This is a genomic window from Aerosakkonema funiforme FACHB-1375 (assembly GCF_014696265.1).
GTDB classification, from domain to species: domain Bacteria; phylum Cyanobacteriota; class Cyanobacteriia; order Cyanobacteriales; family Aerosakkonemataceae; genus Aerosakkonema; species Aerosakkonema funiforme_A.
In genome coordinates this window covers 40,926-51,380 of sequence record NZ_JACJPW010000057.1, presented here as the reverse complement: position 1 = coordinate 51,380, position 10,455 = coordinate 40,926, and the positions used below count along the sequence as shown (strand labels likewise).

Annotated in this window: 7 protein-coding genes; 3 read left to right on the top strand and 4 right to left on the bottom strand. The window is 42.8% G+C overall.

From position 1 onward, the window contains the following. Positions 1–240: 240 nt before the first annotated feature. Complete coding sequence (locus H6G03_RS21275; protein WP_190468014.1) at positions 241–606, top strand: response regulator transcription factor; 366 nt, start codon at positions 241–243, stop codon at positions 604–606. 181 nt (positions 607–787) lie between these two features. Here the strand turns inward: H6G03_RS21275 and H6G03_RS21270 are convergent, their stop codons facing one another. After that, positions 788–1,375, bottom strand: coding sequence for a Uma2 family endonuclease (locus tag H6G03_RS21270; protein ID WP_190468011.1), 588 nt, complete (start codon positions 1,373–1,375; stop codon positions 788–790). 143 nt (positions 1,376–1,518) lie between these two features. Between H6G03_RS21270 and H6G03_RS21265 the strand changes: the two genes are divergently transcribed. After that, entirely contained in the window at positions 1,519–2,637 is a 1,119-nt protein-coding gene (locus H6G03_RS21265) for an S-(hydroxymethyl)glutathione dehydrogenase/class III alcohol dehydrogenase (protein ID WP_190468007.1), read from the top strand. An 86-nt stretch (positions 2,638–2,723) separates the two neighbouring features. Then, positions 2,724–3,584 carry an S-formylglutathione hydrolase gene (gene fghA / locus H6G03_RS21260; protein ID WP_190468004.1) on the top strand — a complete coding sequence of 287 codons (861 nt, stop codon included), beginning with the start codon at positions 2,724–2,726 and terminating at the stop codon, positions 3,582–3,584. A gap of 197 nt (positions 3,585–3,781) precedes the next feature. On the opposite strand, the gene H6G03_RS21255 is transcribed toward fghA, so the two are convergent. Genes H6G03_RS21255 through H6G03_RS21245 form a run of 3 tightly spaced genes read right to left on the bottom strand, consistent with a single transcriptional unit; the run spans position 3,782 to position 10,428 of the window. After that, complete coding sequence (locus H6G03_RS21255; protein WP_190468001.1) at positions 3,782–4,546, bottom strand: class I SAM-dependent DNA methyltransferase; 765 nt, start codon at positions 4,544–4,546, stop codon at positions 3,782–3,784. A gap of 51 nt (positions 4,547–4,597) precedes the next feature. Further along, positions 4,598–5,983 (bottom strand): aspartate aminotransferase family protein, encoded by a 1,386-nt coding sequence (locus tag H6G03_RS21250; RefSeq protein WP_190467999.1) that lies wholly within the window; start codon positions 5,981–5,983, stop codon positions 4,598–4,600. 11 nt (positions 5,984–5,994) lie between these two features. Then, a complete protein-coding gene (locus tag H6G03_RS21245; RefSeq protein WP_190467997.1) occupies positions 5,995–10,428 on the bottom strand; it encodes a non-ribosomal peptide synthetase family protein in 4,434 nt (1,477 codons plus the stop codon). Between the last annotated feature and the right edge of the window lie 27 nt (positions 10,429–10,455).

The following is a 10,455-nucleotide window of genomic DNA, read 5'->3' as shown; positions in this document are numbered from 1 at the left end:
ATTGAGAATCAGAAGTGGAAACCAGGGACTTGACGGCGATTAAAATCGCCAGGTGCGTTTCATCCCCATGTCTAAAGCCAGGGGCTTTCACGCACGGTTTTCGGTAAATTATGGGGAATGCGATAATAAAAACATGGGAAGTGGTTGAAGCTCCCCGCCCACAAGGGGGCGGGGAGCTTCAATCAGGGTAGACTACGCTTTCCTTTTTAAGGTACGAACTTAGCAAGTAGGTAGCATATTATGAGCAAAGTTCTGGTGGTGGAAGACAGTCTCACGCAACGGGAAATGATCGCAACGCTCTTGAAAAAAAGTGGTCTGAATGTTTCTGTGGCTTCTGACGGTGTGGAAGCCCTGGAACACATTCAGGAGAGTTGCCCGGATCTGGTCGTTTTGGACATTATTATGCCGCGTATGAACGGCTATGAAGTTTGCCGCAAGATCAAGTCCGACTCCAAAACGCAGAATACGGCTGTGGTGATGTGTTCGGCGAAGAAGGAGGAATTCGATCGCTACTGGGGTATGAAGCAAGGTGCAGATGCCTATATTGCTAAGCCTTTCCACCCGCAAGAGTTAATCGGGACAGTAAAACAGCTTTTACGTGCGTAGCCACTATGCGGAAGTCAAAAGTCACGCGATTTTAGATTTTCGATTTGGGATTTTAGATTAGTTTGGCCTTAAAATGACGAGCTACCCCGTCGTCACACCACGCCACAAAGTCTCGCTCGTAGAGTTTTCGCGTTCTGACTATCTCGACCATTTCTCGCCCTCAGCGTTACTTAGATATACTTTATTCTTCGGTTTCTGTAAAGTCCACCCCTTCGTAAATTTCGCTCAATTTAATTTCAAAGTTAATTGAGTTTAAAGCTAAAACGGCTTCTTCAGATTCATATTCGCTTAACAGCCATTTCTTCTCGGCTGTTTTATTATATTGCATGACGTGATATCTGGCTTGATCGATGAGGATATATTCGCTGAATGCAGGGATCGATCGATAATAAACAAACTTATCTCCCAAATCGTAGTTTTTGGTAGATTTGGATAACACTTCCACAATTAATGATGGATTCGTTAAAGTCGTTGTATTTTTTTCAGTAAAAATCGGCTTTCCCTCAATTACCATCACATCAGGATAAGTGTGCTGGCGATAGCGAGGTATCCACAACCGCATATCACCAATATAGGTTTTGTAATTCTGACCTCTTAAAGCAAACAACAAGTTAGCATAAAAATTCCCAGCAATTTGATTGTAATTTGATGTTCCACCAGTCATCGGTACAATCTTTCCATCTCGGTATTCGCTTTTATATTCCGCCGACTCCTCTAGCTGTAAATATTCTTCGGGAGTATACCGATGTTTGAGTGTTTTTATTTGCATAAAATAAACCCACGGCTCTACTGTTGGTATTGTAACTCAAGTTGCTAAGTTTATCAGTTTTTGACTTTTGATTTGCTAATGTTTCCACCCGAATCGGTAAAATGAATATCGTACCTCTTTGAATATATTCCATATAATCGATTATGAAAACACGGGCTGCGATCGCTTGGGAAGCTGGGAAACCTCTAGAAATTGAAGAGATTGACCTGGAAGGGCCAAAAGCTGGGGAAGTTCTGGTTCGGATTGTGGCGACTGGTGTTTGCCATACGGATGCGTACACCCTTTCTGGCAAAGATCCGGAGGGCATTTTTCCGGCGATTTTAGGGCATGAAGGCGGGGGTATTGTGGAAGAAGTTGGTGCTGGTGTGACTAGCGTTAAACCGGGCGATCGAGTAATTCCGCTGTACATCCCGGAATGTCAACAATGCAAGTTTTGTTTGTCGGGAAAAACGAATCTTTGCCAAGCAATTCGCATCACTCAAGGTAAAGGATTGATGCCCGATGGTACGAGTCGATTCAGCAAAAACGGACAGCCGATTTATCATTACATGGGTACTAGCACGTTTAGCGAGTACACTGTATTGCCAGAAATGGCGATCGCTAAGATTAATAAAGACGCACCGTTAGAAAAAGTTTGTTTGTTAGGATGCGGTATTACTACAGGGATTGGTGCTGTATTAAACACAGCGAAAGTGCAACCGGGATCGACAGTTGTTGTATTCGGTTTGGGTGGAATTGGTTTAAGCGTAGTGCAAGGTGCTGTAATGGCGCAAGCAGGACGCATTATTGGAGTTGATATCAATCCCAGTAAGTTTGAACTGGCGATGCAGTTGGGTGCAACCGAATGTATCAATCCTAAAGATGACGATCGACCGATTCAGCAAGTAATTATTGACCTCACAGATGGCGGTGCCGATTATACTTTTGAGTGCGTTGGCAATGTCAATTTAATGCGAGCTGCTTTGGAAGCGTGTCACAAGGGATGGGGAGAATCAACTATTATCGGCGTGGCTGGTGCTGGCGAAGAAATTAGCACTCGTCCGTTCCAACTGGTTACGGGTCGCGTGTGGCGGGGTAGTGCGTTTGGCGGTGTGAAAGGACGATCGCAACTTCCCGGATATGTAGAACAGTATTTGTCCGGCGAAATTAAGATCGATCCGTTCATCACTCAGACGATGCCTTTAGAAGAAATCAATACAGCATTCGACTTGATGCACGCTGGCAAAAGCATTCGTTCTGTCATTTTGTATAGAGCAAGCTAGAAACCGGGTTTCTGCATAGATTTATCGTCGCCAAACCCACTATTTTTCATAGAAACCGGGTTTCTTTACCCTATAGATAACAATTCATGTCTCAACAACTTCCTACTGACATCACTTCAGTCAGCCATAACCGGAGTTTTGACGGTTGGCAAAATGTCTATCGCCATTACTCCCAAGTACTCAACTGCCAAATGAATTTTGGCGTGTATTTACCACCGCAAGCTGAGTCTCAATCTTGCCCAGTTCTCTATTGGTTGAGCGGATTAACTTGCACAGAACAAAATTTCATCACCAAAGCGGGAGCGCAACAATATGCGGCGAAATATGGCTTAATTGTAGTTGCTCCCGATACCAGTCCTCGCGGTTGCAATTTGCCAGGAGAAGAGGAAAGTTGGGATTTGGGAACGGGTGCGGGATTTTATGTGAATGCTACGCAAATGCCTTGGGCAAAACATTATCGAATGTACGATTATGTGGTATCGGAATTACCGCAAGTGATTGCGGCTAACTTTCCCGTTTTGTCCGATCGTCGTGGCATTTTCGGACATTCAATGGGGGGATACGGTGCTTTAGCGATCGCGCTCAAAAATCCGGGTATGTTCAAAAGTATCTCAGCTTTTGCTCCGATTGTCGCTCCCTCTCAAGTTCCGTGGGGACAAAAAGCTTTTCGGAATTATTTGGGCGACAATGAATCTGATTGGATCGGTTACGATCCAACCTATCTGGTGAAGCTGACTTCAGAACGATTGCCGATTTTGATCGATCAGGGAGACGCAGACCAATTTTTGGACGAACAATTGCGCCCGGATATTTTTGCTAAAGCTTGTGCGGAAGTCAATCATCCCCTGACTCTACGCAAACAACTCGGTTACGATCACAGTTACTATTTCATTGCGTCATTTATTGGCGATCATTTTGCACACCATGCTGCTGCTTTGGGTAAATAGGGGCTAGGGGCTAGGGGTTAGGGGTTAGGGGTTAGGGGCTAGGGGTTAGGGAAGAGGGAAGAGGGAAGAGGGAGAGGGAAAAGGGAAAAGGGAAAAGGGAGGAATTTTGAATGTTTGACTTTTGACTTTTGACTTTTGACTCCCCCACTCTCCCCTTTGAATAACGGGGGTAATCGCAGCGGATTTGGTATTAGCTATTACGAATACTTACTTAAGGACTTACGACAAACAAAGTAAGTATTACCAGTCGATCGCTCTACTCCCAGTTCGCGTTCTGCATCATAAACGCTGACTTCCGTAAAGCCCACATTTGACAGCGCATATTGAATTTCTGCGCTGGAATAACATTTTTCTAGAATCGTTGTATCTGTGCGCTGCCAGTTTCCTTCTACGAGTTGGAATATGGTGATTTTAAGTTCGCCAATTTTGTTTTCTGGATAATAGATCTGTCGAACTGCCCAAGCATAATCATCTTTAATATCGCCAGACATACTACCATTCCAATCTGACTGATATTCTTCTTCCAAATATACGTTGAAGACAAACAAGCCATTTTCCAGCAGTGCTGCATAAACATTTCGGAAGACGCTTGTCAATTCCTCAAGGTTCATCACATAGTTGAGGGAGCCAGTTGTCGAAATAACTGCATGAAAAGTTGGAGGCTGTTTAAAAAAACGTGCGTCATCCAGTAAAAATTCACCGCTAGGTGCATTTTTACGAGCATAATCTAACATTTCTTCAGAGCCATCAATTCCAGTTAATTGGTAGCCTCTTTTTAGTAGCTGTTGTGTCACTTGTCCAGAACCACAACAGAGGTCAATAATCCGCGCTCTTTCGGGGAGGTGCGGTATCAGCAATTTCTCCAAAGGTGGTATCGTTTTCTTGGCAATATCCGCTGCCCAATATTCGTTATATATTCTGGCAAAGGGGTTATAAGCGTTATAAACAGTTGCTAAAGACATCAAAAGTTTTTCCTGGCGCTGTGAGTGGGGTTGAAATCATCGGGACTTATATTAGGAAGCTTTGATAGAAAGTTTTGGTAGAAAGCCTCCATCTTGCAGTTCTGCGACGCTATCTTTAACAGCTTGAATGATGCGATCGCAATCTTCATCTGTATGAGATGTAGACAGAAAATTACCTACACCTCGCAAGAGAATTCCCTTGTGGATTAGATGGTAAAATAACAAATCCATAATTGCCGAAAAAGTCGAATTTTCCGAATCATCATTCCCTGAAACAGCAGGGCCAAACAGAGAACCAAAATTCGCTAACCGGATGGGTAATCCTTCTTGTTCAAAGTAATTATTCAGCGTTAAAACAAATTGAGATGTGCGTTGATTCAACTTTTCCTGAAGTCCAGAACCCTGCATTTTTAGATGTTTTAGTACGGCGCGTGCAGCAGCTATTGACAGTGGATGCTTGCAGTGCGTGCCTGCAAAAAATGTCTTTTTCGTCTGAGGAGAAGAGTTATCGCCATAGTTCCACATACCGCCATCAATGGCATCCATGTAAGCAGCTTTGCCGGCGATAATTCCGATCGGCATACCGCCACCGACAATTTTTCCATAAGTAGCAATGTCTGCTTGAATGCCAAAGTAAGCTTGCGCTCCTCCGGGATGAATTCGGAAACCTGTCACCATTTCATCAAAGATTAACGGGATATCGGATTCTTTTGTCAATTGCCTTAATTGCAACAGAAATTCTTTGGGTTGAAAGTTAGGTCGCCGAGTTTGTACGGGTTCAACTAGAACAGCCGCTAATTCATTTTTATGGGATTCGATCATTTCAAGTGATTGAGGATTTCCGTAATCTAAAACCAAAATATCTGCAACGAAATTTGGCAGGACTCCGGGAGCGATCGGCGTTGCTTGCGCTTTGGCTAGCGTTCCATCAAAATGACCGTGATAAGAACCAGAAAATAAAACAATCTTATGACGACCTGTTACCGCTCTGGCTACACGCACTGCTGTCATTACTGCTTCTGTGCCTGTATTGCTAAAGGTAACTCGTTCCATTTGTGTCAATTCGCAAATTAATTCCGCTACTTCACCTACAAGTTCTATTTGTGGCCCTATGTGTATGCCTAGTTCGAGTTGCTCTTGCAATGCTTCTTTGATAAAAGGTGGATTGTGACCGAAGAGATTGATACCGAATCCCATGATTAGGTCGATATATTCGTTACCATCGATATCCCATATTTTGGAACCTAAAGATTGTTTTGCCACAATTGGATACAACATTTCTTTGACAAAAAAGTTGAATCCATCCGAAACTCTGGTATCGGCTAGAATCGGGCGATATTTTTGGGTGAATTCTTTGGATGTTCGGGTGCTATTGTTATAGCGATCGATAAATTTACTCAGATAACTTTGCTGCAAATTAACTGCTTCTTGAATCATGTATGATTACCTCAGCTTTTGGGAAATGAGTATTCAAGTTTCTGACTCGACGACGGGGAATCTAAAAAGCCGCTACGAATCAGGTATGAAAAGTAAGTGCTAAGCAATTGTGCATCTACTGGCGGACAGGCGATCGATGTTTCTGCAAGTCCATTAATGGTATTTTGGCAGTCGAACTCCAGCACCGCTTTACTATCATCAACAGAAACCTTTTCAGAAAACGTAGAGACAAGCGGATACAAAGCATTTTCCGGTGAATTATCCGCAATATTAAGTAGTTTGGCTTGCCAACTTTCATAGGATATTTCCTCAAGCGGATAACCCATCGCACGAATCCAGTTAACTAATTCATGCCAATGTGCAGGTTGAGGATTTACTAAGTGAAAGTTTTGACCCAGCGATTGTTTCTGTTGGGATAAATGAACGATCGCTTTGCTGGCATAATCCACAGGGGTAATGTTGGCGATCGCGTCCAAATTGGGCGCATATCCGAGTTGGATACAGCCTTTAATTGTTCTGAAAGTATGGTCATTTGTATTGCAAGCACCAGTTCGACTATGCCCAGAAATACGTCCCAGTCTGTAAATAGCGACAGGAATATCTCTGGAACGGGCAATTGTTACTAATTTTTCAGCAACCCATTTACTTTGAGCGTAGCCTCCATTGATTACTTCGCTATTATCGATTTCATCTCCTTCTCGAACAACACGAACTTTGTCAGCACCTGCTGAGGAAAAAACCGAAGTTGTGGAGATAAAATGCACTGGTTTAAGTTTAGCTTGACTTGCCAATCTCAGGATTTCTTGCGTTCCCAAAACATTGGCAGCTTTCAGTGCAGAGTAAGGATAAGTGAAATTAACCAATGCACCATTATGATAGATGACATCGAGTTGATTTGCCATCATCAAAAACTGCTCTTCTGAAAGTCCGAAAAGCGGTTTGGACAAATCTCCTACGATGGGGATAATCCGGGAACTCAGGCTTTCATCCCAAAGCAAATAAGATGCAAGTGTGCTTTGAATTCTTTGTTTGCCTTCTACTGCATTGGTGGAACGAACCAAACAATAAATATCTGCTTCAGTTTGTTGTAAGAGTTCGTAGAGTAAAAACGCTCCTACAAAACCTGTTACTCCAGTCAATAAGATATTTTTCGGTGCGCTGGTGAATTCTACAGGTAGCTTATTTGGACGAATTGTGGGGTCTAGAACAGCTTCTGCATTGAGATCGATCGCATCTTGTCTGCTAATTTTTTCTGTTCCCACTGTCATCTCGATACGTTCGCTCATTCCTGCAACGGTAGGCGCTTCAAACATACTGCCCAAGGATAAACTCACCTGAAAAGTATTTCGCACCTTTGCCAAAAGCTGAGTCATTAATAAGGAATGTCCGCCCAACTCGAAAAAGTTGTCATAGACACCTACTTTTTCTATACCTAAAACTTCCGCCCAAATCTCGGCTAATATCTTTTCAACAGGGGTACGAGGTGCGACAAAAACTGCTTCCAAATCCGGGCGTACTCGCTCAGGTGCAGGTAGCGATCGCCGATCGACTTTGCCATTAGGTGTTAGCGGTAAAGCCTTGAGCATTACGTAGGCAGAAGGCACCATATATTCAGGCAATTTCTCTTTCAAAAAAACGCTCAAATTGCTAATTGTGGGAGCAGATTCTTGAGATGGAACTGCATAAGCGACTAAGCGTTTGTTACCTGGCTCATCTTCTCTCGCGATTACTACTGCTTCCCGCACTCCTGGATGTTGAAGTAGTAATGCTTCAATTTCTCCGATTTCAATGCGGAAGCCGCGAATTTTTACTTGATGATCGATGCGACCGATAAATTCTATGTTGCCATCGGGTAAGTATCTGGCTAAATCTCCAGTTTTGTAAAGACGATTTGAAGTATTTTCATCCTTCGTATTTTTACCTTCTGCCTTTACAAAAGGATTCGAGATAAACTTTTCGGCAGTTAAATCCGGTCGGTTAAGATAACCTCTGGCTACACCAACACCACTGATATACAATTCGCCAGCAACGCCGATGGGAACAGGTTGCAAATAGGAATCGAGTATATAAATTTGGGTGTTAGCAATCGGACGACCTATCGGTACTTGCGTTTTTGATAGTTGCGATCGGCAATGATATACACTGCTCCAAACTGTTACTTCTGTAGGGCCATATTCATTGAATAAAGATGTTTCAGCAATGCGTTTGAGATGATGTTCAACTAACTCTTTTGGACAAGCTTCACCCGCTACGATAACAGTGCGAAGCGAAACTAACTGTTCGGTTTTTGCTTGTGCCAAGATGAGGGCATAAAGAGAAGGAAGACTTAATAAATGGGAGATGCGATATTGGGCAATTAATTCTACGATACTTTGAGGTTCTCGCTGTATGCCTTCAGCAGGAATGTGAAGAGTTCCTCCTTGGCAAAGCGTCCAAAATATACCCGCTACGGAACTATCAAAAGCGAAAGATGAAAGTAATAAAAAGCTGGTGACAGGTTCTTGATAGTAAGTCAGGCGAGCGTTTGTGGAATTAACTATGTTTTGATGGGTTATCTGAACTCCTTTCGGTTTTCCGGTAGAACCAGAAGTGTAGATAACATAGGCGAGGTGAGAAGGCGTTATATCGGTAAGCGGGTTTGACTGGCTTTGCTGTGCGATTTCTTCCCAATCTGCATCCAAACAAACTACTTTTGTTGTCGGTCGATCGCCAATAACTTTTGATAAATGAGCGCTGAGCAAAGATGCCTGGGTTAATAACACTGGCGTTTGAGCATCTTCTAACATGAAAGCTAACCGCTCTTGAGGATAGCTAGGGTCGAGGGGTATGTAGGCTCCACCAGCTTTGAGAATACCGAGAATTCCTACAAACATTTCGAGCGATCGCTCTACACAAATTCCTACCATTACCTCTGGTTTTATTCCCAATCCTTGCAGGTAATGAGCTACTTTGTTAGCGCGTTGGTTGAGTTCGCTATATGTTAGCTGCCGATCTTCAAATAGGAGGGCAATATTGTTTGGTGTGCGTTGAACTTGTGCCTCGAAAAGTTGGTGGATGCACTTGTGTTTTGGATAATCGGTTTCCGTATTATTGAACTCGAATAAAAGTTGGTGAAGTTCGCGATCGCTGAGCAGATTTAGTTGTGCGATCGCGTAGCGGGGCGGATGCCCTATCGCGCTTTGCAATAAAGTTTCAAATTGTCCTGCCAAACGCTTGATATCATCTGCCGATAACAAGTGTGCATTGTAGTGAAATTCTGCAATTATCGCATCTTTTGTACGCACGCAGTCAAGCTTGATTTTAAAGGGTTCGATGCAAGCAAACTGCTTGGTAATGGCAAAAGAAATATCTGCGATCGAATAGTTAGCAGAACCCTCTTCAAACTCAAAACTAAAAGGGCAAAAAGGCACGCCAAACGCGCTTGCATCGGAGCCAACTATTTCTTCCCAAGTAAAACAGTCTTCCCATTTGTAAATCTCTTCCAGCGATTCACCAAGCTGTTTCAATACGTCGGTGAAGCGGAAGTTATCTTCTAGATGACACGAGAAAGGTAAATATTTGGCAAACAAACCTAAAGCTGACTTTAATTCGGCATATTTTCGCCCATCAGTCCTAATACCGACAATAATATCTTGCCCAGTTAAACGCCAGAGTAAAATCTGCCAACAAGCTAAGAGAAATATAGAAACGGAAGTGTTATTTTCGTTAACCAGTTCTTCAATTTTTTTCGTTAAACCAGTATCTATAGTTATACTGATAACTTCTGGTTGAAACTTCGGCTTTTCAACAATATCCTTTTCAAAAGGAAGAGTTAAATTCAAAAACGCAGATATATCCTGTTTGCGCCAATATTCTCTGCCGATTTTGGTTTCTTCTGCTTCCAACAATTCATGTTGCCATTCCGCAATATCGGCATATTGCAGCGGTGACTCGTTTACTTCTTCACCTAGTAAAGAATTAGCATAAGAAAGGCTAAGTTCGCACACCAAATTCTTGATACTTGCAGTATCGGCATTCATCGCAGGTAAGCCGATCGACAATACGTGCTTGTCGGAGGAGAGAGTAGCTAGAAAGGTATGTAAAATAGGGCCTTTATCGAAGTCGATCGGCAATTGCTTTAATTCGTGAAAAAGCGCTTCAATTTTAGCTTCCTGTTCTTCAGCGCTGAAATCGCTTAGGTCGTAATCCTCCCATTTAATACTGGCATCAGAAATTACCTGAACAGGCAACTTCATTCCTGGCAAGTAATGAAAAGTAGTACGAAATATTTCGTATTTATTAACAATCTTCTTTAAGACAGATTTTAAAATTTTTGGGCTAATGTTTCCCTCGATCGATACAGCGCATTGGACACGGTACGGGAAGCTATTACCAACTTGCTGAACTAACCAGAGATGTTCTTGATGAGGCGAAAGCCGAAATCCTTCAGTGATTTTGGTTTGCATACTTAATACTGCCTTTTTTGGGGAAAT